Origin of the sequence: Pseudomonas mohnii, from assembly GCF_900105115.1 — a bacterium.
GTDB classification, from domain to species: domain Bacteria; phylum Pseudomonadota; class Gammaproteobacteria; order Pseudomonadales; family Pseudomonadaceae; genus Aquipseudomonas; species Aquipseudomonas mohnii.
Window position 1 is genome coordinate 4,818,712 of the sequence record NZ_FNRV01000001.1, and the last position, 25,561, is coordinate 4,844,272.

29 protein-coding genes are annotated in these 25,561 nt (G+C 59.8%); 16 read left to right on the forward strand and 13 right to left on the reverse strand.

Annotation, left to right across the window (positions count from 1 at the left end):
• Positions 1–118 precede the first annotated feature (118 nt).
• Positions 119–1,126: a DUF481 domain-containing protein gene (locus BLV61_RS22345; RefSeq protein ID WP_047526394.1), complete on the forward strand. Its 1,008-nt coding sequence runs from the start codon at positions 119–121 to the stop codon at positions 1,124–1,126.
• Between the two features lie 108 nt (positions 1,127–1,234).
• Here the strand turns inward: BLV61_RS22345 and BLV61_RS22350 are convergent, their stop codons facing one another.
• Positions 1,235–1,444 carry a cold-shock protein gene (locus tag BLV61_RS22350; RefSeq protein ID WP_002554837.1) on the reverse strand — a complete coding sequence of 70 codons (210 nt, stop codon included), beginning with the start codon at positions 1,442–1,444 and terminating at the stop codon, positions 1,235–1,237.
• A 354-nt stretch (positions 1,445–1,798) separates the two neighbouring features.
• On the opposite strand from BLV61_RS22350, the gene dcd reads away from it, so the two are divergent.
• The 3 genes from dcd (at position 1,799) to BLV61_RS22365 (ending at position 3,400) form a co-directional block, all read left to right on the forward strand.
• Positions 1,799–2,365 carry a dCTP deaminase gene (gene dcd, locus BLV61_RS22355; RefSeq protein WP_007904652.1) on the forward strand — a complete coding sequence of 189 codons (567 nt, stop codon included), beginning with the start codon at positions 1,799–1,801 and terminating at the stop codon, positions 2,363–2,365.
• 107 nt (positions 2,366–2,472) lie between these two features.
• Entirely contained in the window at positions 2,473–2,682 is a 210-nt protein-coding gene (locus BLV61_RS22360; RefSeq protein WP_047526427.1) for a hypothetical protein, read from the forward strand.
• 337 nt (positions 2,683–3,019) lie between these two features.
• The gene (locus tag BLV61_RS22365; protein ID WP_090467481.1) at positions 3,020–3,400 is read left to right on the forward strand and encodes a hypothetical protein; all 381 of its coding nucleotides are present in this window, start codon (positions 3,020–3,022) and stop codon (positions 3,398–3,400) included.
• 53 nt (positions 3,401–3,453) lie between these two features.
• Here BLV61_RS22365 and BLV61_RS22370 read toward each other — a convergent pair whose 3' ends face one another.
• The 6 genes from BLV61_RS22370 to BLV61_RS22395 all read right to left on the reverse strand — a co-directional run bounded on the left by BLV61_RS22370 (position 3,454) and on the right by BLV61_RS22395 (position 10,439).
• Entirely contained in the window at positions 3,454–4,218 is a 765-nt protein-coding gene (locus tag BLV61_RS22370; RefSeq protein ID WP_047526429.1) for an ABC transporter ATP-binding protein, read from the reverse strand.
• A gap of 13 nt (positions 4,219–4,231) precedes the next feature.
• Positions 4,232–5,350 carry a succinylglutamate desuccinylase/aspartoacylase family protein gene (locus tag BLV61_RS22375; RefSeq protein WP_090467483.1) on the reverse strand — a complete coding sequence of 373 codons (1,119 nt, stop codon included), beginning with the start codon at positions 5,348–5,350 and terminating at the stop codon, positions 4,232–4,234.
• Positions 5,351–5,362: 12 nt separating this feature from the next.
• Positions 5,363–6,073, reverse strand: a complete 711-nt coding sequence (locus tag BLV61_RS22380; RefSeq protein ID WP_047526431.1) for an ABC transporter permease — start codon at positions 6,071–6,073, stop codon at positions 5,363–5,365.
• Positions 6,070–6,798, reverse strand: coding sequence for an ABC transporter permease (locus tag BLV61_RS22385; protein ID WP_090467485.1), 729 nt, complete (start codon positions 6,796–6,798; stop codon positions 6,070–6,072). The genes BLV61_RS22380 and BLV61_RS22385 overlap by 4 nt, the downstream gene beginning before the upstream one ends.
• Positions 6,799–6,854: 56 nt before the next feature.
• A complete protein-coding gene (locus BLV61_RS22390; protein ID WP_047526433.1) occupies positions 6,855–7,637 on the reverse strand; it encodes a transporter substrate-binding domain-containing protein in 783 nt (260 codons plus the stop codon).
• A 351-nt stretch (positions 7,638–7,988) separates the two neighbouring features.
• Positions 7,989–10,439, reverse strand: coding sequence for a penicillin acylase family protein (locus tag BLV61_RS22395; protein ID WP_090467487.1), 2,451 nt, complete (start codon positions 10,437–10,439; stop codon positions 7,989–7,991).
• On the opposite strand from BLV61_RS22395, the gene BLV61_RS31335 reads away from it, so the two are divergent.
• Both BLV61_RS31335 and BLV61_RS22400 read left to right on the forward strand, forming a co-directional pair.
• Entirely contained in the window at positions 10,438–10,608 is a 171-nt protein-coding gene (locus BLV61_RS31335; RefSeq protein ID WP_161793915.1) for a hypothetical protein, read from the forward strand. The genes BLV61_RS22395 and BLV61_RS31335 overlap by 2 nt on opposite strands.
• Positions 10,609–10,629: 21 nt before the next feature.
• A complete protein-coding gene (locus BLV61_RS22400) occupies positions 10,630–11,187 on the forward strand; it encodes a cysteine hydrolase family protein (RefSeq protein WP_090467489.1) in 558 nt (185 codons plus the stop codon).
• Positions 11,188–11,290: 103 nt separating this feature from the next.
• On the opposite strand, the gene BLV61_RS22405 is transcribed toward BLV61_RS22400, so the two are convergent.
• From BLV61_RS22405 to BLV61_RS22420, 4 genes are read right to left on the reverse strand one after another with little or no spacing between them, the layout of a single operon-like run.
• Positions 11,291–11,491, reverse strand: a complete 201-nt coding sequence (locus BLV61_RS22405) for an SEC-C metal-binding domain-containing protein (RefSeq protein WP_034146774.1) — start codon at positions 11,489–11,491, stop codon at positions 11,291–11,293.
• Positions 11,492–11,496: 5 nt separating this feature from the next.
• A complete protein-coding gene (locus tag BLV61_RS22410; RefSeq protein ID WP_047526441.1) occupies positions 11,497–11,982 on the reverse strand; it encodes an LEA/WHy family protein in 486 nt (161 codons plus the stop codon).
• Between the two features lie 43 nt (positions 11,983–12,025).
• Positions 12,026–12,502 (reverse strand): YchJ family protein, encoded by a 477-nt coding sequence (locus tag BLV61_RS22415; RefSeq protein ID WP_090467491.1) that lies wholly within the window; start codon positions 12,500–12,502, stop codon positions 12,026–12,028.
• A 4-nt stretch (positions 12,503–12,506) separates the two neighbouring features.
• Positions 12,507–13,004: a DUF6231 family protein gene (locus tag BLV61_RS22420; RefSeq protein WP_090467494.1), complete on the reverse strand. Its 498-nt coding sequence runs from the start codon at positions 13,002–13,004 to the stop codon at positions 12,507–12,509.
• A gap of 190 nt (positions 13,005–13,194) precedes the next feature.
• Between BLV61_RS22420 and BLV61_RS22425 the strand changes: the two genes are divergently transcribed.
• The 4 genes from BLV61_RS22425 to BLV61_RS22440 all read left to right on the forward strand — a co-directional run bounded on the left by BLV61_RS22425 (position 13,195) and on the right by BLV61_RS22440 (position 15,878).
• Complete coding sequence (locus BLV61_RS22425) at positions 13,195–13,890, forward strand: PA1041 family peptidoglycan-binding anchor lipoprotein (protein WP_090467496.1); 696 nt, start codon at positions 13,195–13,197, stop codon at positions 13,888–13,890.
• A 90-nt stretch (positions 13,891–13,980) separates the two neighbouring features.
• Positions 13,981–14,700: a PA1041 family peptidoglycan-binding anchor lipoprotein gene (locus BLV61_RS22430; RefSeq protein ID WP_090467498.1), complete on the forward strand. Its 720-nt coding sequence runs from the start codon at positions 13,981–13,983 to the stop codon at positions 14,698–14,700.
• A gap of 148 nt (positions 14,701–14,848) precedes the next feature.
• Positions 14,849–15,127, forward strand: a complete 279-nt coding sequence (locus BLV61_RS22435) for a DUF1145 domain-containing protein (protein ID WP_090467500.1) — start codon at positions 14,849–14,851, stop codon at positions 15,125–15,127.
• Positions 15,120–15,878, forward strand: a complete 759-nt coding sequence (locus BLV61_RS22440; RefSeq protein WP_047526448.1) for a collagen-like triple helix repeat-containing protein — start codon at positions 15,120–15,122, stop codon at positions 15,876–15,878. Before BLV61_RS22435 ends, BLV61_RS22440 begins: the two co-directional genes overlap by 8 nt.
• Positions 15,879–15,981: 103 nt before the next feature.
• Here the strand turns inward: BLV61_RS22440 and BLV61_RS22445 are convergent, their stop codons facing one another.
• Positions 15,982–16,446, reverse strand: a complete 465-nt coding sequence (locus BLV61_RS22445; RefSeq protein WP_047526449.1) for a CopD family protein — start codon at positions 16,444–16,446, stop codon at positions 15,982–15,984.
• A 99-nt stretch (positions 16,447–16,545) separates the two neighbouring features.
• On the opposite strand from BLV61_RS22445, the gene dinG reads away from it, so the two are divergent.
• The 5 genes from dinG (at position 16,546) to pdxH (ending at position 24,558) form a co-directional block, all read left to right on the forward strand.
• Entirely contained in the window at positions 16,546–18,690 is a 2,145-nt protein-coding gene (dinG, locus tag BLV61_RS22450; protein WP_047526450.1) for an ATP-dependent DNA helicase DinG, read from the forward strand.
• 95 nt (positions 18,691–18,785) lie between these two features.
• Positions 18,786–21,299, forward strand: coding sequence for a beta-galactosidase (locus BLV61_RS22455; protein ID WP_090467502.1), 2,514 nt, complete (start codon positions 18,786–18,788; stop codon positions 21,297–21,299).
• 236 nt (positions 21,300–21,535) lie between these two features.
• Positions 21,536–22,681 carry a serine hydrolase domain-containing protein gene (locus BLV61_RS22460; RefSeq protein ID WP_090467504.1) on the forward strand — a complete coding sequence of 382 codons (1,146 nt, stop codon included), beginning with the start codon at positions 21,536–21,538 and terminating at the stop codon, positions 22,679–22,681.
• 113 nt (positions 22,682–22,794) lie between these two features.
• Positions 22,795–23,886 (forward strand): OmpA family protein, encoded by a 1,092-nt coding sequence (locus tag BLV61_RS22465; RefSeq protein WP_047526455.1) that lies wholly within the window; start codon positions 22,795–22,797, stop codon positions 23,884–23,886.
• 24 nt (positions 23,887–23,910) lie between these two features.
• Positions 23,911–24,558 (forward strand): pyridoxamine 5'-phosphate oxidase, encoded by a 648-nt coding sequence (pdxH, locus tag BLV61_RS22470; protein WP_047526456.1) that lies wholly within the window; start codon positions 23,911–23,913, stop codon positions 24,556–24,558.
• 4 nt (positions 24,559–24,562) lie between these two features.
• On the opposite strand, the gene BLV61_RS22475 is transcribed toward pdxH, so the two are convergent.
• Complete coding sequence (locus tag BLV61_RS22475) at positions 24,563–24,799, reverse strand: hypothetical protein (protein WP_047526457.1); 237 nt, start codon at positions 24,797–24,799, stop codon at positions 24,563–24,565.
• A 167-nt stretch (positions 24,800–24,966) separates the two neighbouring features.
• On the opposite strand from BLV61_RS22475, the gene BLV61_RS22480 reads away from it, so the two are divergent.
• Entirely contained in the window at positions 24,967–25,431 is a 465-nt protein-coding gene (locus BLV61_RS22480) for an outer membrane lipoprotein (RefSeq protein WP_047526458.1), read from the forward strand.
• Positions 25,432–25,561: the final 130 nt, after the last annotated feature.

The window sequence follows — 25,561 nt, forward strand, 5'->3', positions numbered from 1 at the left end:
TCCTTGATCGTCCATTGAGAAATGAACTCAATAGATAGGGTCGGGGTCAGTCCTAGCCAGGGCCTTATTCCTGCGAATAGGGTCAATTCTTTTCGCGTACCTGAGCCTGTATTTGCTTATGTTCTCCAGAACCGTGTTGTGTCTCGCCATCGTCAGTGCTTCTACCCCCTTGCTCGCGGATACCGTGTGGTTGAAGAACGGTGACAAGTTGAGTGGCAAGATCATTCTGTTCGATGGTGGCAAGCTGTTGATCCAGACCGAATACGCCGGCGCGGTCCCCATTGACTGGAAGCAGGTCAAAACCCTGGAAAGTGATCAGGAACTGTTGGTCAAGCAGGACGCCTACACCGGCGAGAAGGCCAAGTCGTTGCATGCTGCGGAGGATGGCAAGGTCATTTTGGCCAATGGCGAAGCTCCCAAGACAGTCGAGCTGGCCAGTGTCCAACAAATCCTCAAACCCAAGCCGGTGGTCGAAGACTTGGTATGGAAGGGCAATATCGACGCGGCTCTGGATTACCAGCGTGCGGACAAAGATACCGATGATTACGACATCGACTTCAAGACCACTGCCCGCCATGGCCGTTGGCGGCACATCGCGGAAGGCGAATACAACCGCGAGTTCCAGGATGACGTTGTCACTACGGACAACTGGAGAGCTGAATACTCCCTCGACCGCTTCATCACCGATAAATGGTTCTGGGAAGGTCGTCTGGTTTACAAGCGCGACAAGGTAGAAGACCTGTCTCGCCAGCGTACCGTGGGTACCGGTCCTGGCTATCAGTTCTGGGATGACGAATTGGGTGCATTTTCCCTGGGGTCGCTGGTCAATCGCACCGATTATGAGTTCCGCGACGGCAGCAAGGAGAATTTCTATTCCTTGGCCATGAAGTGGGATTACAACCGTTACCTGATTGGCAAGAAGGTGGAGTTCTTCACCAATGGTGAGGTGGCCAAGCCGTTGTCGGGCGTGGCCGACTACGCGCTCGATGCCGAGATGGGGCTGCGCTATAAAGTGACCGATTGGGCGTCGCTGAACCTGAAGGCCGAGAGGGATATTGTCAGTGGTTCCGATGAGGCTGACTTGAGTAAGACCCGTTACACCGCAGGGTTTGGCGTGACTTGGTAAGTGCTGAAAAACGCAGCTTCGGCTGCGTTTTTCTATGCCTGGAAAAACACGCAGGCACAAAAAAGCCCCGCTGTTGAGGGCGGGGCTTTTTACTAAAGCAAGTACAAGTTAGATAACTTGAACTTCTTCAGCTTGCATGCCTTTCTGACCGCGGGTAGCGATGAAAGAAACCTGTTGGCCTTCTTTCAGGCTTTTGAAGCCGTCGGATTGGATAGCTTTGAAGTGAACGAACAGGTCGTCACCGGATTGTGGAGTGATGAAGCCGAAGCCTTTTTCATCGTTGAACCACTTAACGGTACCGGTTTGGCGATTAGACATGGTGTAACTCCTTGAACAAAGATAACTGCGACTCAGGAAGAACCCTGGCCGAGACTGAGTGCAAAGAGCAGGAAAAATTCTTGTAGATGGTTGGATCGAAATTCAACATATCGTGTAGAGATTCTCAGTGACACAAGCAGCACAGTGACGCCACCTTAACCCTTTTTCCGGAACGTGCCAATGTTTCTTGCGAAGGTTTCTTTGTTTTCGTGATCGACGGTGCCTCCGATTGTTTCAAGGGGCCAGTGATTTCGGATGATTGTCGAGAATTGTGCCCCGGTCTTTGAACCCAAGGGCGTGCCCCGGTAAGATGCCGGACAGATTTTTTCCACCTCGCTATTCAGGACACCCGCCATGAGCATCAAATCGGACAAGTGGATTCGCCGCATGGCGCAAGAGCACGGCATGATCGAGCCCTTCGTGGAGCGTCAGGTGCGCGGCAGCGACGATAGCCGTGTGATCTCCTATGGCGTGTCCAGCTACGGCTACGATGTGCGTTGCACCAATCATTTCAAGGTCTTCACCAACATCAATTCGGCTATCGTCGACCCGAAAAACTTCGATGCTGGCAGCTTCGTCGACATCCACAGCGACGTATGCATCATTCCACCGAACTCCTTCGCCCTGGCCAGCACCGTCGAATACTTCCGCATTCCACGTAATGTGCTGACCATTTGCCTGGGTAAAAGTACCTACGCGCGTTGCGGCATCATCGTCAACGTCACGCCGCTCGAGCCTGAGTGGGAAGGTCACGTGACCCTGGAATTTTCCAACACCACCAACCTGCCGGCGAAAATCTACGCCAATGAAGGCGTGGCACAGATGCTGTTCCTTGAGTCTGACGAAGAGTGTGAAGTGTCTTACAAGGACCGTGGCGGCAAGTATCAGGGCCAGCGTGGCGTGACCCTGCCGCGGACCTGAGTCAGCCGTCTGACGAACCGTGGGAATTCCTGGGCGAGCGTACACTCTATGGAGTGTACTGCTCTGATTCGCGCAACGCGGACCGGACCATCGCTCAGGAGTGCTTTATGAAGATCGACCCGCGAATAAGTGCCGAACTGGCAAGTCTTGAGCCCAATCAGGTTGGCGTCTTGGCCTGGTCCTTGTTGGCACACCCTCCGATCAGCATGGCAGGAGGCATCCCCGGCCAACCTGATCCCGATACCCCCAACGAACAGCCCACCGAGCCCGGTGAGCCTACCCTGCCGGATGAGCCGCCTCCCGCCCCTGTGGCCTGACCGCCTGCGCAGAAAAATGAATGGTCAGTCAGCTGAGGTCTGTGAAGACTTCAGCTGACTGACCATATTTCGTTGTCGCCGATGACAAAGATCCTACAGTTGTTGTCCCGGCGGACTTCATGGTCACCAGCCAACGCATCGAAAGCGCTGCTGCTTGTGCGTCGGTGCGGGCGAAGTTCGCTTCAGTGTTGATCGACTCATATCCGGCAATAACTGTAATCGCCGTTGAAACCTATTTCCGATCCGGCCGTGTTTTTATTCCGGCGTTGCTCGTTCTGCGACTTTTTGGAAAAGGTCGGCGGCGGGCAGTTATTCCGCCTATGAAAAGGACATTCAGATGAGTACAAATCGATCGGGGCATTTAAGTGCCGATGTGAGCACGGCCGGCGATCCCCTACCGTTTCGCGTGACGCACGGACTCTACTTCCATGATCGGCCAGGCATCCACTGTATCGAGGCTGATAACGGGAAGGGGACAGCGTTTTATGTCTATCTGCCGGTTGGAATCCAGAGTGGCAGCTTCAGTCTGGGGCTTAGTGAGCGGTCCCCCATGGTTATCCATGTGACGGGCAACTCCGAAGCCGAGTTGTATCGAGGCGCACTTGATTTGACCGTGGGTGGAGATGCGCTGTTTGCCGGAAGCTTCAGTGGGATAGATGCAGACGGTCTGGAAGTGACCAATGGCCGTTTCAGGCTTGAGCACGATGCGAGTGCTTGATGTTTGAGTGAGGGGAGCCGGGAATGCGGCTCCCCTTTTTTCGTTTTCGGCGTTTATTTCAGGTTACCGCTGAGGAATTGCTTCAATCGCTCACTCTTCGGATTGCCCAGCACGTCTTCCGGCGCGCCTTCCTCTTCCACCAGGCCCTGATGCAGGAACAGCACCTGGCTCGAGACCTTGCGGGCGAAGCTCATTTCGTGGGTCACCATGATCATGGTCCGGCCCTCTTCGGCCAGGCCCTGGATTACGCGTAGCACCTCACCCACCAGCTCCGGGTCGAGCGCCGAAGTCGGCTCATCGAACAGCATGACCTCCGGCTCCATGGCCAGCGCCCTGGCAATGGCCACCCGCTGTTGCTGGCCGCCGGAGAGGAATGCCGGATACTGGTCCGCCACCCGCGCTGCCAGGCCAACCTTGTCCAGATAGCGTCGTGCGCGGTCTTCGGCTTCCTGCTTGCTGCACCCCAGCACCCGGCGCGGGGCCATGGTGATGTTTTCCAGCACGGTCATGTGGCTCCACAGGTTGAAGTGCTGGAACACCATGGCCAGGCGGGTACGGATCCGTTGCAGCTCATCGGGGTCGGCGACATGCATGCCGTGCCGATCCTTGATCATGCGGATCGCCTGGCCGTCGAGGCTCATGGCGCCGTCGTTGGGTTGTTCGAGAAAGTTGATGCAGCGCAGAAAGGTACTTTTACCCGAGCCGCTGGCGCCGATCAGGCTGATGACGTCGCCGGTGTTGGCCTTGAGCGAAACGCCTTTGAGCACCTGATGATCGCCGTAGCTTTTATGCAGGCCTTCGATGGTCAGTTTGTACATGGAACAGGCATCCTCAAGGCGAAAGTAGGTAGCCGCTGCGATAGGCTTCGGTGCCCGCGACATGGGCGATAACCATGCCGGCAGTGGCCATGCGGCGCAGCGAGCGGGCGTACATCAACCCGGCGGCGGTGCAATGAACGGGGGTGACGCGATCCGCGATCGGGTCAATGATTTCAGCGATCAATTGCCCGGCTTCCAGGTATTCCCCTGGCAGCGCAGTGAACACCAGCAAGCCGCCGACGGGCGTGGCCACGGGTTCGACAGCAGCCAGCGGTGTGGCCGGGTAGGGCAGCTCGGGCATGGGCGCCGGCTCACCGGTGATCGCGCCGAAATGAATCAGGTAATCGATCAGCGCCTGACTGTCCAGGCTGGCCAGCGGGTGGTTGACGTCACCCTGGCCGCGCAGTTCGACGGTCACCGAAAAGCTGCCGGCCGGAATGTCGAAATGTTCGCCGAAGCGCTCTTTCAACTGCCACCAGAGCAAGGTGAAGCATTCGTCGAACGACTGCCCGCCTGAGTCAGTGGCCAACAGGCTGGCCTCGGCACCGATGTAGCGGGCCAGAGGCTCGACCTGGGGCCATGCATCCGGTGTGGTGTACAGGTGCGCGACGGCTTCGAAATCGCAATGCAGGTCCAGCACCATGTCTGCATCGCAGGCCAGCCGCTGCAGGGTCAGGCGCTGGCATTGCAACTGGGTGCTGGCCGTCTGCCGGGCAAGTGCATTACGCAAACTGTCACGAATAAGTTCGAGGTTGTGCTGCGGGTCATCGCCCAGTCGGCCCTCGATCTCGTTGCCGACCTCTTCGCTCAGATCGACGAACCAGCGGTTAAAGTTCTGACCGCTTTCCAGTTCGTAGCGGCCCAGCGGTACATCCATCAGCACTTGCTCCAGGCCGACCGGATTGGCCACCGGAACCAGAACGATTTCGCTGCGCAGGCGGCCGGCGGCTTCCAGCTCCGCCAGGCGTTGCTTGAGGTGCCAGGCCACCAGCATGCCGGGCATTTCATCGGCGTGAAGGGAGGACTGGATGTAGATCTTGCCGTTGGCCGGTTGCGGCCCGAAGTGAAAACTGTGGATCTGTCGTGCGGTCCCCGGCAGCGGGGACAGCAAGTCATGTATCTGGTGGCGCATGTGCGAGAAGTCCTAGTGGGTCGGCCCGAGGAAGGCCAGCCATCGGCGTTCGGCGAGACGGAACAGGCCGACCAGCGCAAAGGTGACGGTCAGGTAGATCAGGGCGGCGATGCCGAACGACTGGAAGGTCAGGAAGGTCGCCGAGTTGGCGTCCCGAGCGACTTTCAGGATGTCCGGGATGGTCGCGGTGAACGCCACGGTGGTCGAGTGCAGCATCAGAATCACTTCGTTGCTGTAGTAGGGCAACGAGCGACGCAGGGCCGAAGGCATGATCACGTAGGCATACAGCTTCCAGCCTGTCAGGCCGTAAGCCTTGGCGGCTTCGACTTCACCGTGGTTCATGCTGCGAATCGCCCCGGCGAAAATCTCCGTGGTATAGGCGCAAGTATTCAGGGCGAAAGCCAGGATGGTGCAGTTCATTGCGTCGCGGAAAAAACTGTCCAGCAGCGGTTGCGCACGCACGGCGGCCAGGCTGTAGATACCGGTGTAGCAGATCAGCAGCTGGATATAGAGTGGTGTGCCACGGAACAGGTAGGTGTAGAACTGCACCGGCCAGCGAATGTAGGAGTGCGGCGAGACCCGGGCGATGGACAATGGAATCGATACGATGAAACCGAAGAAGATCGATGCGCTGAGCAGCCAGAGGGTCATGGCCAGGCCGGTGATGTTCTGGCCGTCGGTGTAGAGAAAGGCTTTCCAGTATTCCTGAAGGAGTTCGATCATCGCACGGCCTCCCGTGTACCCGCGGCGTAGCGGCGTTCCAGCCAGCGCAGAATGAAGTTGGAGGCACTGGTGATCGCCAGGTAGATCAGGGCGGCGAGTACCAGGAAATAGAACAGCTGGTAGCTGCTTTTACCGGCGTCCTGCGCGGCCTTGACCAGGTCGGCCAGGCCTATGATCGATACCAGCGCGGTGGCCTTGAGCATGACCATCCAGTTGTTGCCGATACCCGGCAGGGCGTAGCGCATCATCTGTGGGAACACCACGATGCGGAAACGCTGGCCGCGTTTGAGGCCGTAGGCGGTGGCGGCTTCAACCTGGCCGCGAGGCACGGCTAGGATCGCGCCGCGGAACGTTTCGGTGAAGTACGCGCCGTAAATGAAGCCCAGGGTCAAAACACCGGCGCTGAACGGGTTGATCTCGATGTATTCCCATTCCATGTAGTCGGTGAACGATGTCAGCCAGGTTTGCAGGCTGTAGAAAATCAGGAGCATCAGCACCAGATCCGGCACCCCGCGAATCAGCGTGGTGTAGCACTGGGCAGGCAAGCGCAGCAGTTTGACTTTTGACAGTTTGGCACTGGCGCCGAGCAGGCCGAGCAATACGGCCACCAGCAGCGACATCGCCGATAATTTGATGGTCATCCAGGTGCCTTCCATCAGCAACGGACCGAAGCCCTTGAGGCTGAAGGCTGAGAGCCCCAGATTTTGTAGGAGGTTTTCAAACATAAATCAGCAACCTGATCGGAAGAAAAAAGCGCCCATCGCGAAATGGGCGCCGGGCATTATTTGCCGCTGTACAGATTCAGATCGCCAAAGTGTTTCTTCTGAATGGTGGCGTAGGTGCCATCATCGTGTAACGCTTTGATACCTTTATCCAAAAGGGCTTTCAGCTCGGTGTTACCTTTCTTAATACCGACCGCTGTCTTGGCTGGCAGCAGTTCGCTGTCGACCGGCTTGCTGATTTCGTAATCGGCGCCGTTTGGCGACTTCAGGAAGCCCAGTTCGGCTTGCAGCATGTCCTGGATCCCGGCGTCGAGACGACCGGAAGTCAGGTCGGAGTACACCTGGTCCTGGTTCTGATAGGCCTGGGTTTTCACGCCAGCCTTGTCCAGAACGGCTTTGGCATAGGCTTCCTGAATGGTGCCTTGCTCGTAGCCGACGGTTTTGCCTTTGAGCGACGCGACGTCTGCCGTGATGCCAGAACCTTTCTTGGACACGTAAGCGGTTGGGCCGGAGAACAGCTCGCTGGAGAAGTCGATGACTTTTTCGCGGGCCGGAGTGACGGTCATCGAAGAGATCACGCCGTCGAATTTATTGGCCTTTAGGCCAGGAATCATGCCGTCGAAATCGCTCTCGACCCATTTGCACTTGACCTTCAGCTCGGCGCAGATTGCGTTCCCCAGATCGATGTCGAAACCGACCAGGCTGCCGTCGGCCGCTTTCGACTCGAACGGTGCGTAGGAAGGGTCAACGCCAAAACGCAATTCCTTGTATTCCTTTGCCAGCGCGGAGCCAGCGGCAACGCACAATGCCAGTGCAGAAAGGGTCAGCAATGCTTTTTTCATTATTCAATCCCTAAGAACCAATATGAGCGCTTGTGGCGCAGAATTATTGTTACTGGTGAGCGTAAGACTTAATGAAAGTAGCAATTTCCGAACCAGAGTGCCGAACAAGCGTTTTAAAAGGTGTTCAGGAAATTGCCGCAAGGGATTAGTGCACGAAATTGGGCGACGTGGGAAGCCTGCACTTTTTTAGGTCGAATGTGGCGAAGCCCTATGGCGAGAGCGCTTGCTGTCGCTCGACTGCACAGCAGCCGTAAACGCGACAGTGACGTTTGACTGATGGGCCGCGTGGACAGATTCAAGGGCCGTTTCGCAGCCCGGCGGGAGCAAGCTCCCTCGCCTCAGGGAATGTGTTTACTTGCCAGGTGTCAGGGTCAATCGCTTGGTCCCGTACACCTTGTCAAAGTTCTGCGGCTGCATCGGCAAGCTCTGATACTGACCTTTCAGCCACGGCTCGATGCTGTTCAGGTAATTCGGGCTGGCCGGGTTACCGGACTGGCCGGTGGCATTCTGGCCCATCAGAGGTTCAGCCTGGCCGAAGTCGACGATAAAGCGCATGGCAGGCGCCAGCGTGGTGTTGAAGTCCTGGCCCCAGGCGAACGCAGCCGTGTTGAGCGTGGTGTGATCGCCGCCGGCCGGCAATGGACCGCGCACGGTTTGGCCACTGGCATTCTTCCATTCGTAGCGGTGCAGTTTGCCCCACTGCCAGGCTTTGTGGTCGCCGCCCAGCTGGCTGTCCCCGGCGCTGATCGCCGCTGCCAGGCTGCGGGCCAAGATCGCCGGTTTGTCTTCTTTCTGCGCGGTGCGCACGTCATCCCAAAACGGGCTGTCTTCGCGGCCCAGCAGGTGATCGGCCTGCGCGGCATAGGACAACTTGCCGTTGGCGATAAAGGCCTTCCATGCCGGACTGCTTTCTGGCCCCAGTTCATCAAGGAAAATCTGCTTGGCGCTTTCCTGCAGGAACAGCTCGTAGATCGCCGCATCGGCGGAGGTCGGGCTGAGTTTGCCATCGAACGCCATCAAGCGGGTGAACGCTTCGCGTGCCTTGGCTCCATCCGCTGCGGGCAAGGCCGCGATGGCTTGTTTGAGCGGTTGGGACATGCCCGGCGCTGCGAACATTTTCTTTAATTTGGCGGCGAAGGTGGTGGTCTGGTCGTACTGCATCGCGATCAGGCTGCGGGTGTCATGCTTGCCCACCCCGGCCAGCTCAGCCAGACGTTCGCCGCGTTCCGGCGCCGACCAGGAATTGGACAGCTGCATGCCGTAGCCATGGGGAATGACCCGTTGGTTCGCGGTGCCTAGCCAGCCTTGGGCCGGGTCCTGATCGTAGGGGTGCAACATCGGGTCGGCATAGCCATCCCAGTCGTAGCGACCTTCCCAGCCTGGCGAGGGCAACAGGCCTTCGCCTTCGCGACGGTTCGGGTAGCGACCGGTGACTTGCCAGCCGATGTTGCTGGCATCGGCAAACACCAGGTTCAGCGCAATGGCGCGGATCTCTCGGCTGGCGTCCGACGCCTTCTCGACATTCTGCGCGCGGGACAGGTCAAAAAACGCGTCCAGGGTTTTGTCATCGGTGAAGCTCGGCGTCTGCAAGGCCAGGCCGAACCCGCTGCCCTGGGCAAGCCCCTGAGCGCTGTTGAGCAGGGGGCCGTGGCGGGTTTCGTACACCGCTTCGCGAATCGGCCGCTGGCCTTTGACGAAATAGGTTTCGTTGCGCACCACCGCCGGCTGCCATTTGCCGCCGTTTTCGTAGACCAGGCCATTGCCCTGGCGTTTGATTTTTTCCAGGAACAGGTCCTGGTTGTCACCCATGACGCTGGTCGTGCTCCACGCGACCTTGCCGTTGAACCCGCCGAGCACCATCGGCAACCCGGGGATGGTCACGCCGGATGCCTGGTATTTCGGTGCGCGAATCTGCACATAGCTGAACAACGATGGCACGCCCATCGGCCCATGGCTGTCGCTGGCCAGCAGGCTCTTGCCGCTGCGGCTGCGTTGCGGGGCAATGGCCCAGTTGTTCGATGAAGTGGCGCCGAGCAGATTCAGCTCGGCGAGCTGGCTCGTGGCTTTGCTGATTTCAGCCAGTCCCGGTACTTGCCCGTTGAGTTTGATGCCTTGCAGCTTTTCGCTTTCGGCCACTGGCAATTGTTCATCGGGGGCGGAAGGGGTCAGCCATGGCAGTTTGTCGGTGGAGACCGTTTGGGCCAGCACCAGCGCGGAGATCTCTTCGGGCAGGTTGGCTGACTGACTGAAGTTGAGCAGGCAGAAAATCAGCGCCGAGTCTTCCGGTTGCCAGTATTCAGGTTTATAGCCGCTGGCGGCGAGGTCCGCCGGCAGCTTGTCGCGGTAGCGGAACAGGTAAGCGTTAACCCCGCGGGCATAGACTTCGAAGAAGCGCTTGAGGCGTGGCGACGATGCCTTATAGAGCTCGCCGGCGCTTTTCTTCAGATTGACCGCGCGCATGTAGCGGTCGGCGTCCAGCAGGTCCGAACCGTGCATCTCGGCCAGACGACCCTGGGCCAGCAAGCGCAAGGTGACCATTTGCGTGATGCGGTCGCTGGCGTGCACATAGCCGAGGGTGAACAGTGCGTCGTGGAAGCTGCTGCTTTCGATCAGCGGCATGCCCATGGCATTGCGGCGTACCGAAACGTTCTGCGCCAGGCCTTTGAGCGGCTGTACGCCGGAGGTCGGCGGGACGGTGTCCTGTGCGTTGAAGCTCTGACAGCCGGTCAGGCTCAAAACACCTGCAACTGCTGCGGCAACGCCGAACCGGGGTAGAAAATGTGTAAGGGCTGGCGAGGCCATGGCAAAGCTCCTGCGGGGCGGTAACGTCAGTAAAGGCGCTACGTTAGTGAGCAGGAGGTGGCCGCGCAAGCGGGCGGCAAGGTTATTTCAGGTTTTGTCCGAGATCCCGTTTGCATTCGATGGCTTGCCACTGGCCGGGGCCGATGTTGAAGTGCAGGAAATCAACTGACCTGGCGTGAGAAGAGCGAGCATGGAGCTTGAGAAAAACGCGACACTGATCATCATCGATCAGCAAAAAGGCATCCTTCACCCCAGACTCGGCCGGCGCAACAATCCTCAGGCCGAAGATCGCATGCTGGCGCTCTTGGGCCACTGGCGTCGCAGCGGGCGGCCGATCATTCATGTGCAACACCTGTCCCGCTCGGAGGACTCGGTGTTCTGGCCACAACAATCGGGCGTCGAATTTCAGGAGCGGTTTCAGCCATTGCCAAGCGAGCGACTGATTCAAAAACAGGTGCCGGATGCGTTTTGCTCGACGGGGCTGGAGGCGTTTTTGCGAGAAACGGGAGTCGAACAATTGATCATCGTCGGCGTGGCGACCCACAACTCCGTGGAGTCCACGGCGCGTACCGCAGGCAATCTGGGGTTCGATACGTGGGTGGCGGAGGACGCGTGTTTTACCTTCGACAAGGTCGACTTTTTTGGGCATGCCCGTTCAGCCGAAGAGGTACACGGGATGTCGCTGGGGAATTTGCATGGCGAGTATGCGACGGTGGTCAATTCGGCGCAGATATTGATGGCCGATTGAAAACCTGTAGGAGCTGGCTTGCCAGCGAAGCGGTGCGTTATGACAAAACGCGTCGCATTGATCGCCAGCAAGCCGACTCCTAAAGGGAAATGGGTCTAACCCATCAAGCGCCGTGGCACTTCTTGAACTTCTTGCCATTGCCACACGGGCAAGGGTCATTGCGGCCAACGTCTTTCAGGGCGTTGCGCACCGGTTCCTGGTGGGCGTGGCCGCAGTTCGGGCCGTGGACATGGCCATGGTCGTGATCATGGTGGTCGTGATCGTGGTTGCAGTCTGGGCCATGTACATGGGGTTGCTGGGTCATCGGGGTTACTCCGGAATTAGATCGGCGGGGATTATCACGCCATTACGCGCCAGGTGCACGTAGTGGGCGATGAATAAACCGGTTTCCATTTCGCCTTCCAGTCGATAGGGGATGGGATGCTTGGGACTTTTCAGTTGTTTGACCAGATCCCTCACTTTCGGCCACAGGTTGGTGCGGATCGGTACCTTGTAAAAGCCGCTGCGTTTGGGGCCGACGGTGATCCAGTGTTCATGCTCGCCCTCGGCCAGCAGGATGTCGCCAAGGTGAATGCGGTATGCCAGGCCCCGGACCGTCAGGTCGCTGTCGTTGGGGTTGTCGATCCGGAAATGCAGCACAAAGCGTTGTTCCAACAGTTTGGCTCGCACGACTTCAACCCTGACCAGATGCACTTCGGGGTCCGGTTCGTCGTCGCTGAACCACGACGCGCAGCCGCCGAGCCCCAGAAACAACAGCAGGATGAGTGTTTGAAGTGTGCGTCGTCGACTGAGCATGGTGGGACTCCTTTGATGCCCAGTCTAGCTCCCTGGATTCACATCAACGGCCGAAATAACCCGAACAGCACTTCTTGAACTTCTGCCCGCTGGCGCAGGGACAGGCGTCGTTACGCCCGACGACAAGGGGCACGGTCGGATCGATGAAATACCAGCGTTCGGCGTTCTGAACGAACGACGAACGCTCACGGTGACTGTGTTCACCGCTGCCGTCGTGCCAGCGCGCGGTGAAGGTCACGAAAGCGTGTTCGGGCTGACCGCCGAGGACTTCGGAGCTTTCCACCTCAAGACCCAGCCAGGTGCTTTGCGCGCTCCAGTCGCTGATCGATTGCCGATCAAGGCCGGCTTGCTGCGCGGGCAGGGTGGTGGCCACCAGATAATCGATCAGACCCAGCACGTAGGCACTGTAGCGCGAGCGCATCAGGGCTTCGGCGCATGGAGCCGGGTGGCCGGCATGGTAATGACCGCAGCAGGCATCGAGCAGGGTGCCGCTGCCGCAAGGGCAAATGGATGTACTCATTGCATTACCACCAATATTTCCCGAAGTTTTCCGGATTGGCCCAGAACCGCGAGTTGAGCCAGTCGGGGACTTGTTTGTAGTCAAGCAGATCATAGGTGAACAGCGTCAGCACTTGATCGTCACGCTGGAAGCGTTCGCTGGCCTGCAGCGCCAGGGAGAAAAAATCCGTTTCTTGCCAGCCGCTGGCGGGCAGGTCCGCCAGCACCGCAATGCGACTGGCATTGAGGTTGCGGATACCACCGAGCAACTTCAGGCCGTCACGCTTGGGCAGGTGCTCAAGGCAATCGACCACCAGCGCCAGGTCAAACCGGCGCGCCGCCAGCTCGGCAGGCAACGGCCCAGGTGCCGCGTGCGCCACGCAGCTGTCCGGGTGCGCGAGCTTGAAAGCTTCCAGCGCGGGGAACTCACTGGCGCCGATCAGCAACAGGCGCGAAGGGGCGTAAAGATCCAGCAAAGCGGCCAGCGCCTGCTGCGGCGTGCGCGAAGAGTTACCTGCAATCATCAAAGATCCTCAATCAGATCTGCCAAGACTAGCTTGCCTGTGAGTCCGAGCCTAGAGCGGCTTTGACGCAAAACCGGCGATCAGTGCCGAACAGTGGAAAAAACAGCAATGGCCTATTGCTGGCGGAGATTAAAACTCCGGTCTTTACTCCCTGAATCGGTTCTAAGCCGATCCTTCAGGAGAAAACTAGATGAGCATAGTTCGGACAGCATTACCCCTGGTTCTGCTAACCAGTGTGTTGACTGGTTGCGCAGGTTTGCAGAAAACCGACTGGCCGACCTGTGCGGCCGTCGGTGGTGTCGTGGGCGCGGGTCTCGGTGCAACCGAGAGCTCCTCCTGGGCCGGTTATGGCGCGCTGATTGTCGGTGGTACGGCAGCGGCCTATTGCTGGGTTCACGGGGATGGCGACGAAGACGGCGATGGTGTGCCGGATAGCCGCGACAAGTGCCCGGGCACGCCTCGAGGCGTGAAAGTCGATGCCGATGGTTGCCCACCACCAGCACCAGCACCAGTGGTCGAAGAGGTCGTGGTGGTCAAGGAAGAAACGATTGTCATCCGCGATGTTCACTTCCAGTTCGACAAAGCGACACTTACTGCGTCTGACAAGCAGGTGCTCGACAAGATCGCCACTCGCTTGAAAGCGGAAGCCCCAACCGCACGGATGACCGTTACCGGTCATACTGACAGCGTGGGCAGCGATAGCTACAACCAGAAACTGTCGGACAAACGCGCCCACTCGGTGGTTGAGTACCTCATCCAGCAAGGCGTGCCGCGGAGCAACTTCGTGTCTGTTTCCGGTGCCGGTGAAAGCCAGCCGGTTGCCGATAACAAAACCGCCGACGGCCGTGCACAGAACCGTCGCACGGAAATCAAAATCCAGCGCTAAGTCCCTCGCATCCGCGGCTTGTGCAGTCGCGGATGCCGGTCTTTACTCCTGTGTAACCGGCATTGACCGGTGACACAGGAGCTTCTCAAAATGACCCAATTCACACGGACCGTCTTGCCGGTTCTGCTACTTGGCAGCCTGTTGACCGGTTGCGCCACTCACAGTGATGGCACTGCTCCCCTCAATCAACGTACCTGGCCGATTTGCAGCGTCATTGGCGGACTGGTCGGCGGAGGCCTTGGCGCTGTCGAAAGTGGCGGATGGGCGGCCGGTGGAGCGGCGCTCGGTATTTTGACCGGTGGTTTGATTTGCTATGCCCAGGATGGCGACGAAGACGGCGATGGCGTTTTCGACCGCCGTGATCGCTGCCCTGATACACCGGCCAACACCCCTGTCGATCATCGCGGTTGCCCGCTGCCCCAGTACCCGGTCAGTGTGAAGCCTGCCGAACCGGCGCAATCGGAGGTCATTACCCTGAGTGATGCCGGTGATGTGCTGTTCGCTTTTAACCAGTCCGAGCTGACACCCACCGCGAAGAGTCAGTTGGACTCGATCATGGGCAAGCTGGAAGACGCCGATGTGGTCAGCATCAAGGTGGTTGGCTTCACCGACAGCGTCGGATCGGATGCCTATAACCAGGCACTCTCGCAGCGGCGCGCCAGCAGTGTCGCCGAATACCTGCTGAGTCAGGGCGTGGCACCGAACAAAATCACCAGCGAAGGCAAAGGCGAAAGCCAGCCTGTGGCCGATAACGAAACAGATGAAGGCCGCGCGAAAAACCGTCGCGTGGAGCTGCACATCAATCGCTGAACCTCGAAATAGAGCTGTCGGGTGACTTTTCAGGTCGTCCCGACAGCCAGTCAGCGATCTTCATGAAGAATTTTTGGTTGCCCTCTGGCTTATCCCGCGTGGAAGCCGTTACTGTGCGTGCAAATAATAATTCTGTTCGGGGGAGCGTATGAAGGTGTTCTGGGGGCTGGGGAAGCTGTTGACCCTGCTGTTCTGGTCGGTGGTGCTGGTCAATCTGCTCACGCCGTTCATCCATCCGCTTCACCTGCTGGTCAACCTGGCCGGCAGCCTGCTGGCAGGGCTCCACCTGCTGGAGATTGTCTTCTGCTTCCGCAGCCTCAGGGGGCGCTCCCATCCCTGGCGTGATCGCTTGAACATCCTCTTTTTCGGCGTTTTCCACCTGCAAACCATTCCCGCTCCGACTGCACCGAAGGCTTCCCATGCGTAAACTCTGTCTGCTCGCCGTACTCATCAGTCCACTGGCCTGCGCACAGGTGGTGAGTGTTGAAACCAACTCGCTGATGCGCTTGCCCAACACCGCCAGCACCTTGCAGCTGGATCGCCTGGAAGTGGCTGATTACGGCACATTGCTCATCCCGTCGAATGTAACCGAGGTCACTGTCGGCGAATTGCACCTGGGCCGTGATGCGCGGATCGCTATCGTGCCCAGTGAACAGGCGCTGGAGCTGAAAGTCAGTCGTGCCGAGTTGGCCGAGGGCAGCCAGATCACCGCTCGCGGCGCCCCCGGCACTTACCAGAAGGCGGCCCGCTCCGGGCGTAATCTGAATTTGCAGATCAAGGCACTGAAGGCGCCGCAATTGTTGGTGGATGCTCGCGGTGGTGCGGGAGCGCCGGGATTCGTCGGCCTCGACGGGGCCAACGGTCAGCCTCCAGGCTGCACCTGGGGGCAGGCGGGGCGCGGTGCCGATGGCAGCGATGGCAGTAATGGCCAGCCCGGGGCACCGGGGGCGTTGGTCAAGCTGGCAGTGCCGCGCGAATACCCCGCCGAACAAATCAAGGTTCAGGTCGCTGGCGGAGCCGGTGGCTTGGCTGGCCCCGGCGGCAAGCCGGGAGCGGGCGGTAAGGCCAAGGGTTGCTTCATCTACAAGGCCGATGGCGGCAAAAGCGGCAAACCTGGCGCCGATGGCCAGCCGGGGCCTGCGGGGGCGGCGGGCTCGGTGACGGTTCAGCGGTTGTAAGCAATTTCTGAAGTGTGTGTCGTCTGATCGATGGTCTTCGCGAGCAAGCTCGCTCCCACAGGATTGCTCCGTACCTGTGGGAGCGAGCTTGCTCGCGATGCTTTTAGAACATCGGCCGCGCCGCAGCAATCGCCACCAGCACCAGCCCGACAATCAGATTGATCCCCACCAGGCGCCGAATCTTCCCGAGCACCGCAGCCCCCGCCGGCCAATCCTGGGCAATGACCGCCGTACGCAACTCAGGCAGCATCAGCGCCTGAATCCGGATGAACAGCGCCGTCATCACCACATACAAGCCCATCATCACCTGCACATAGCGCGGAGCGGTTTCAAATCCGTTGAAGTGCATATGCAGCATGCCCACACCGCTGACGGGCAGCAGTAAGACCGCGACCCAGACCCAGCGGAAAAAACCTTGAAACACTTCTACCCACAATTTCAGTCGGGCAGGGCCCTCCAGTGCGTTCACAGCCGCAGGGCGCAAGACCATCCAGGCGAAAAACATGCCGCCGACCCACACCAGTGCGGCGAGGACATGCAGGCTATAAACAAGGCTAAAAGCGGTCATTGGGGTACTCCGTTCTGCGCGGGATTAATTAGCGGGGTATGATAGCCGTCGTTCCGAACCACTGAAAATTTATCCAGCGTTTTTTGCGCCCGACAATCCATGATCAGCACTGAACTCAAAACCACGATCCAGGGCGCCTATTCGCGTTTTCTCGAAGCCAAGAGCCTCAAGCCGCGCTACGGCCAACGCCTGATGATTGCCGAAGTGGCCAAGGTCCTCGGGGATATCGACACCGACGACGAAGGCCGGCGTAGCGGCGAGCCCGCGATTGTCGCGGTGGAAGCCGGCACCGGTACCGGCAAGACCGTCGCTTACAGCCTGGCCGCCATCCCGACGGCGAAAGCGGCCGGCAAGCGCCTGGTGATCGCCACGGCCACCGTCGCCCTGCAAGAGCAGATCGTCTACAAGGATTTGCCTGATCTGATGCGCAACAGCGGGCTGAATTTCAGTTTCGCGCTGGCCAAGGGGCGCGGGCGCTATATGTGCCTGTCCAAGCTCGACATGTTGCTCCAGGAAGGCCACGCGCAAACCGCCACGGCGCAATTGTTCGAAGAAGAAGGCTTCAAGATCGAGGTCGATGAGGCCAGTCAGAAGCTGTTTACCAGCATGATCGAAAAACTCGCCGGCAATAAATGGGACGGCGATCGCGACAGCTGGTCCACCGCACTGGAAGACGCCGACTGGGCGCGCCTGACCACCGATCACAGCCAGTGCACCAACCGTCATTGCCCGAACTTCGGCCAGTGCGCCTTCTATAAGGCCCGCGAAGGCATGGGCAAGGTCGATGTGATTGTCACCAACCACGACATGGTCCTGGCCGACCTGGCCCTGGGCGGTGGCGCGGTGCTGCCCGACCCGCGAGACACCATTTACGTATTCGACGAAGGCCATCACCTGCCGGACAAGGCCATCGGCCACTTCGCCCACTACACGCGCCTGCGCTCGACCGCCGACTGGCTGGAAACCACCGCCAAGAATCTCACCAAGTTGCTCGCCCAACACCCGTTGCCCGGTGATCTGGGCAAGTTGATCGAACAGGTGCCGGAGCTGGCGCGGGAGATCAAGACCCAGCAGCAGTTCATGTTCACCGCCTGCGAGCAAGTCGCCGATTTCAAACCCGGCGAAGACGTTGAAGGTCGTGAACGACCGCGTCACCGTTTCGTCGGCGGGGTGATTCCCGAACACATGCGCGAAATGGGCATCGAGCTGAAAAAAGGCTTCGCCCGCCTGACCGACCTGTTCACCCGCCTGACCGATTTGCTCAAGGAGGGCATGGACGGCGAAGTCAACATCGGTATCGCCAGCAACCAGGCTGAAGAGTGGTATCCACTGTTCGGCAGCCTGTTGTCCCGTTCTTCGGGCAATTGGGAGTTGTGGACCGCCTTCACCGTTGAAGACCCGGAAGACAACCCACCGATGGCCCGATGGCTGACCCTGGCCGAAAGCGGCTCGCTGTTCGACATCGAAGTCAACGCCAGCCCGATCCTCGCGGCGGAAATGCTGCGACGCAACCTGTGGAACGTGGCCTACGGTGCGCTCGTGACCTCGGCTACCTTGACCGCCCTCGGCACCTTCGATCGCTTTCGCATGCGCGCCGGCCTGCCGAAGAAAGCCGTGACTGCCGTGGTGCCCAGCCCGTTTCATCACGCCGATGCCGGCGTGCTGCGGGTGCCGAATCTGAATGCCGACCCCCGTGATGCGGCGGCGCACACCGCCGCGATCATTCGCGATTTGCCTGATCTGGTCGAAGGTTCCCGCGGCACCCTGGTGCTGTTCTCATCGCGCAAGCAGATGCAGGACGTGTTCGACGGCCTGGACCGCGACTGGCGCAAGCAAGTGTTCATTCAAGGCAACCTGTCGAAGCAGGAAACCCTGAACAAGCACAAGGCGCGGGTGGATGGCGGGGACTCCAGCGTGTTGTTCGGCCTGGCGAGTTTTGCCGAGGGGGTCGACCTGCCCGGCGCTTATTGCGAGCACGTGGTGATCGCCAAAATTCCGTTCTCGGTGCCGGATGACCCGGTCGAGGCGGCGTTGGCCGAATGGATCGAAGCCCGTGGCGGCAATCCGTTCATGGAAATCTCCGTACCGGACGCCTCGCTGAAACTGGTCCAGGCCTGCGGTCGCCTGCTGCGCACCGAGGAAGATCGCGGCACCATCACCCTGCTTGACCGGCGTCTGGTCACCCAGCGCTATGGCAAGGCGATCCTCAATGCGTTGCCGCCATTTCGTCGCGAAATTTCCTGAGACATCGGTGGGCAAATCTGCCCATCGTGTTGTCTATCTCTCTGTCATTGCTTTTCCACTGGCCCATCCGGGTCGTTAGGGAGAATTCCGTTCTCATGATTCGCCGTTCGCTGCGCCAATCGTTACCTGCCGTTTTTGCCCTGTTGTTTGCATCGCCCCTGCTGGCGGCACCCGCCACCCAGCAGACGCTGTTCAACTTTGTGCGCCCCGCCGATGTGGTACAGGTGACCACTCAGGACGCCAACCTGCCGCAATCCAACGCCGAGCAAACCGCCGAAGGTGAAGTGCTGAGGCGGGTGACGTTCAATCCGGTCGCTCGCCCGACCTTGCGGTTGACCCCGCAGACGGGGGGCTGGGACTGGTCGCAGTCGGGTTTCATGAGCCTGCGGGTGCAGAACGCCATGAATTGGGCGCTGACCCTGTACGTGACCATCCAGAGCAACGATGGCAAGACGCTGGTCAGCCGTGTCGATCTGCCGGCCGGCCCGGCGCAGACCCTGTTGGTGCCGTTGCAGCCGACATCGCCGTTGAGCCTGGGCATGAAGGCCGGGCCGCCCATGCCGATGACGGTCGACGGTCAGCGCATCCTGCTGGCCAGCAGCGCTGGTGAGCTGGATCGTGGCCAGGTGGTGGCGGTGAGCGTGTCGATGGACCAGCCGAAAGTGGCCCAGAGCATTCTGCTTGAGCGCTTCGGTGTGCAGGACGCCGAGGCCGTGACCCAGACCGTGTATGGCGCCTTGGTGGATGCCTACGGTCAATCGACCCGGGCCAAATGGCCGGAAAAGGTCAGCAGCGATGAGCAACTCAAAGGCGCCGCGGCCAAGGAACAGCAACAACTGAAAACCTGGCTGGCGGAACGTGAGAAGTCGCCCCTGGATAAATTCGGAGGTTGGACCAACGGTCCGGCCTTCAAGGCCAGCGGTTTCTTCCGCACGGAGAAACGCGACGGTCGCTGGTACCTGGTGACCCCGGAAGGGCATCCGTTCTATTCGCTGGGGGTCAACACGGTTACCCCGGACGTCAATCAGACTTATATCGCCGGTCGTGAATGGATGTTCCAGTCACTGCCCAAGGCCGGAGAGCCCCTGGCCAGTCACTTCGGTGAAGGTGACACCCGTGGCGGCAACGGCGTTGATCAGGGCCGGGGCTTCAACGTCGGGCGCTGGTACGACTTTTATGGTGCCAATTTACAGCGCCTGTATGGCGACCCTTGTGCTCTGGGTAGCGATACCAAGGCCGGCGTCGCCGCAGCGGCCAAGGCTTATGCGGCAGAGGCCACGGCGGAGAAGGCCGCCGAGTCACCGGTTGTTCCTTCGACGGCCGAATCCGGGATTGCCGAAGCGGCCAAGACCGACGCCGCAGACGCGACAGTCGCGAACGCGGCTGAGCAAAAACCTGCCGAGCCCTGCAAAGCGACCTTCGATGAAAAGCGCTGGGCCGGTCATACCCTCGACCGTCTGCAAGCCTGGGGCTTCAACACCATTGGCAACTGGAGTGCGCCGGCACTGGGCAACGCCGATCGTGTGCCTTACACCTTGCCGCTATCGATCGTCGGCGATTATGCGAGCATCAGCACGGGAACGGACTGGTGGGGCGGTATGCCCGATCCGTTCGACCCGCGTTTCGCCATGGCCACCGAGCGCGCCGTGGCCATCGCCGCTCGCGATCACCGCGACGATCCTTGGCTGATCGGCTTCTACGCCGACAATGAAATGGCCTGGGCCGGCCCCGGCGACGATCCGAAGGCCCGCTACGCCCTGGCCTACGGTACGTTGAAAATGACCACCGACGTGCCGGCCAAACGCGCGTTTCTCAAGCAGCTGCGCGATAAATACCGCAACCAGGAAGGCCTGTCGAAAGCCTGGGGCATTGATTTGCCGGCATGGGAACTGATGGAAGACCCCGGTTTCGAGCCGCCGCTGCCAAGCGCCGACCATCCGGAAATCGAGGCCGACTTCAAATACTTCCAGAAGGTCTTCGCCGACACCTACTTCAAGACGATCTCTGATTCGCTCAAATGGCACGCGCCGAACCAGATGCTGCTCGGTGGCCGCTTTGCCATCAGCACACCAGAAGCCGTGGAGTCCTGCGCTCAATACTGCGATGTGCTGAGCTTCAACATGTACACCCTGAAACCCCAGGACGGTTATGACTTCGCGCAACTGAACAGCCTCGACAAGCCAGTGCTGATTACCGAATTCAACTTCGGTTCGACGGACCGTGGCCCGTTCTGGGGCGGCGTAACGCAACTGGCGAAGGAAGAGGACCGGGGCCCGGCCTACGCGAACTTCCTCAAGCAGGCGCTGAGCGAGCCGTCGATCGTCGGTGTGCACTGGTTCCAATACCTCGACCAACCCGTGACCGGGCGTCTGTTGGATGGCGAAAACGGTCATTTCGGTCTGGTGGGGATTACCGACCTGCCATTTCAGGGCTTTGTCGACAGCGTGCGCAAGAGCAACCTGGCGGCCGTCGATCAATTAGGCAAAGAGGCTGAAAAGGCCGGCGCCGAGGCCGATAAACAGAAACACGACGCCGAAGGCGGACGCAAGGCCGAGGCCGGCAAAGGGCCGGGCAAGGCTGCCGGCGGGCATTCTGGCAAGGGGCACTGAGTCCTGACACACCGCGTCATCGTTCATCGCGAGCAGGCTCGCCCCACATTGGATCTCAATCGTTTCATAGGTCCCTGTGGGAGCGAGCCTGCTCGCGATGGCGTCTGTAAGGACGCCGGAAAAATCTGATCACTTCCAGGGGCGATTGACCGCCCGGCCCGACCCTGTTCCCAAATCCCTCAAGGGCTGGAACAATGCGGGCCACTTTGTAGAACGCTTGTCCGGGGGAGTTGCGGGTGCAGATTCAGGGTTATTACGAGCTCAAGTTCGAAGCGGTACGCGAGGCCTTCGCGGCATTGTTCGACGATCCGCAGGAGCGTGGCGCAGCGCTGTGCATCCAGATCGGCGGCGAAACCGTCGTCGACCTCTGGGCCGGCACCAGCGACAAGGACGGCGCGCAAGCCTGGCACGGCGACACCATCGCCAACCTGTTTTCCTGCACTAAAACCTTTACTGCCGTCACTGCCCTGCAACTGGTCGCCGAAGGCAAGCTGCAACTGGATGCGCCGGTTGCGCGTTATTGGCCCGAGTTTGCCGCCACCGGCAAAGCGTCCGTGACGTTGCGCCAACTGCTCTGCCACCAGGCCGGTCTGCCGGCGCTACGGGAATTGCTGGCACCCGAAGCCCTTTACGACTGGCAAACCATGGTCGACGCCCTGGCTGCTGAAACACCGTGGTGGACGCCGGGACAGGGGCATGGGTATGCGGCGATCACTTATGGCTGGCTGGTCGGTGAATTGTTGCGCCGTGCCGATGGGCGCGGGCCGGGTGAATCCATCGTGGCGCGGGTAGCCAAGCCTTTGGGGCTGGATTTCCACGTCGGTCTGGCCGACGAAGAGTTTCATCGCGTGGCGCATATCGCCCGTGGCAAGGGCAATGTCGGCGATGCCGCTGCCCAGCGCCTTCTGCAAGTGACCATGCGCGATCCCACGGCCATGACCACCCGGGCGTTTACCAACCCGCCTTCGATCATGACCAGCACCAACAAGCCGGAATGGCGGCGCATGCAACAACCCGCTGCCAATGGTCACGGCAATGCCCGTAGCCTGGCCGGGTTCTATGCCGGTCTGCTCGATGGCAGCTTGCTGGAAGGCGAAATGCTCGACGAACTGACCCGCGAGCACAGCCTTGGCGAGGACAAGACATTACTGACCCAGACCCGTTTCGGTCTGGGGTGCATGCTCGATCAACCGGACGTGCCCAACGCGACGTTCGGCCTCGGCCCGCGAGCGTTCGGTCATCCGGGCGCGGGCGGTTCCATCGGTTTTGCTGACCCGGAGCACGATGTTGCCTTCGGTTTTGTGACAAATACATTGGGGCCGTACGTCTTGATGGATCCGCGCGCACAAAAGCTTGTGCGGGTACTGGCCACTTGTCTGTAAATCACGCCCAAGGGTTCCGGAGTTGGAACCCGAAAGCCTTTTCAGTTTCGAATCGTCTGTTTATGCGGGCCAATCCGGCCTGATTTTTATGACTTCATTTTTGTGGATATCCAATGTCATCCAAACCAACTCTCGCTTTGGCACTGTGCTTCGCTATAACCGGTTGTGCACAGACACCTAAAAATGATGCAGACGGCGGTAGCTGGTGGCCGTTTGGTTCCTCCGACAAAGTCGCAGCCAAAGAGCCTGCTCCGGCGCCCCTCAAGCCTGCCGTCAGCGCTCCGGTGGCCAAGACTGAAAGCAGCAGCCATTGGTACTGGCCGTTTGGTTCCGATGACAGCAGTGACAAATCTGCAGCCAAACCGGAAGTAAAACCTGAAGCCAAGCCTGTCGCCGTGGCCAAGGCTGACGCCGATTCCGGTGGCAAGTGGTGGTGGCCGTTCGGTGGCAAGGACCAGAGCACCGCCAAAGTCGTGCCGATGCCGGACCCGAAAGTGACCCAGGCCTGGCTCGATGACTACGAACCGCGCCTGCGCGAAGCGATCAAGGGCAGTAACCTGCAACTTGAACGTCGTGAAAACGTGCTGGTGGTGACAGCGCCGGTCGAAGGCTCGTTCAACCCGGATCGCCCGGCGATGCTGCTGCCAGTGACCCTTGGTCCTTTCACCCGCGTGGCGAAAATCCTTGAAGTCGATTCGAAGACTGCCGTACTGGTGCTAGGCCACAGTGACACCTCGGGTGCCGCACCGGCCAACGTGAAGTTGAGTCAGGAGCGAGCACAGGCCGTGGCTGCGATCTTCCGTCTCAGTGGTCTGCAGCGTGATCGCCTGATGCTGCGTGGCATGGGTGGTGAAGCCCCGCGTGCCGCCAATGACAGCGTTGAAGGTCGCGCCTTGAACCGTCGCGTAGAGCTGCTGGTCACTCCGCAGAACACCATGGTTGCATTGCTGAGCAAGTACAACATGCCGGCCCCTGCGCCAGTGACGATGGTTGCCGCGCAAGATGTCAAGCCAGTTGCCAAGCCAGTGACCCCGGCACCTGCGGCCAAGAAAGCTGCGGTTCCAGCGACGAAAAAAGCGCCGGCCAAGAAAGCCGCCGCCAAGAAGACGCCGGCTAAAACAGCGACTCCAGCGAAAAAGACTGCACCGGCCAAAGCCGCTGCCGACACGAAAAAAGTCGCTGACGCCGATACCACAAAGAAGTGATTCGTTAACCAAAAGGAAAACGCCATGACCAAGGCTCTGGCTGATATGCGTCGCGACTACACCCGTGATGGCCTGACCGAGGCGCAAGCTCCGGCCGAGCCGTTTGCGCTGTTCCACCAGTGGTTCGCTGATGCGGTGAAAACCGAACAGGCACCGGTGGAGGCAAACGCCATGACCTTGGCCACTGTCGATCAGGACGGCCGACCGCATTGCCGTATCCTGTTGCTCAAGGGCCTGGACGCCCAGGGCTTCACCTTCTTCACCAATTACGACAGTGCAAAGGGTCAGCACCTGGCCGAGAACCCATTCGCGGCCATGACTTTTTTCTGGCCAACCCTGGAGCGTCAGGTGCGCATCGAGGGGCGGGTGGAGAAGGTCACGCCTGAAGAGTCCGACGCTTACTATCAGGTTCGCCCATTGGGCAGCCGCCTCGGTGCCTGGGCGTCGCCCCAAAGCCGGGTGATTGCCGATCGCGCGGAGCTGGAAGCGCTGCTCAAAGATACCGAGCAACGATTCAGCGACACCCAGCCGCATTGCCCGGAACATTGGGGCGGCTACCGTCTGGTGCCGCAGCGCATCGAGTTCTGGCAAGGCCGCCCAAGCCGCCTGCACGACCGCCTCAACTATCGCCTGCAGGGTGCCGACTGGCTTCTTGAGCGTCTGGCACCTTAAGCGCCTACTGGTCGGGATAGCCTGCCGCGGCGGCCTCCAGCCATTGCGGCAGGTCTCGGCGTTTGATCTTTTGCGCGTGAGCGCTCGCCAGTTGCTGGAGCATGAACGCCTTTTTCCGCTCGTCCTTGCCAGCCAGTGCCAGCGCCAGATCGCGGTCCATCCAGCGTTTGATCCTTACGTACAGCCACCAGTGGAAATACAGACCGGCAACCGTAGTGACGACAATGATAAAGTAATCCATGAAAATCCTGGTTCAGTCGCGCAGATCGAGAAATTTGCCACTACCGTGTGATTAATTCGTGAGAATGCCTGTACAAGGCCTGAATCAGAACATTTTTATCCGGGCGATGCCGTGACAGGTGTCAAGCTGCGGAGTTAAATGATTACCCGTCCTTTGGAGTTGATGCTATGCGTAAGTCTGTTCTGCTGGTTGCTTCCTTTTCCACGATGGCGATGTTGCTCACCGGCTGCCAATCGAGCCTGACCGGTGACTCCTACTCCCGTGACGAAGCACGTCGCGTGCAGACCGTCCGCATGGGCACCATCGAATCCCTGCGTCCGGTGAAAATCGAAGGCACCAAGACCCCGATCGGCGGCCTCGCCGGTGCAGCTGTCGGCGGCGTTGGCGGCAGCGCCATCGGTGGCGGCAAGGGCAGCATCGTCGCTGCAGTCATCGGCGCAGTCGCCGGCGGCCTGGTGGGTTCGGCAGCCGAAGAAGGCCTGACGCGTACCCAGGGTGTCGAGATCACCGTGCGCGAAGACGACGGCAGCATGCGCGCCTACGTCCAGGAAGTTCAGCCAAACGAAGTGTTCCGTGTGGGTGAGCGTGTTCGCATTTCCACCGTTGGCGGGACCAGCCGCGTTTCGCACTAAGCCGGAATAAGGTCAAAAGAAAACCCCGATCAGGTGAGCTGGTCGGGGTTTTTTGTTGCGCAAGCAATTACGGATGACACTTGGCCGGGACAGGTTGTGGCTTCAGGGCCACGCTTTGACGGCCTGGAAA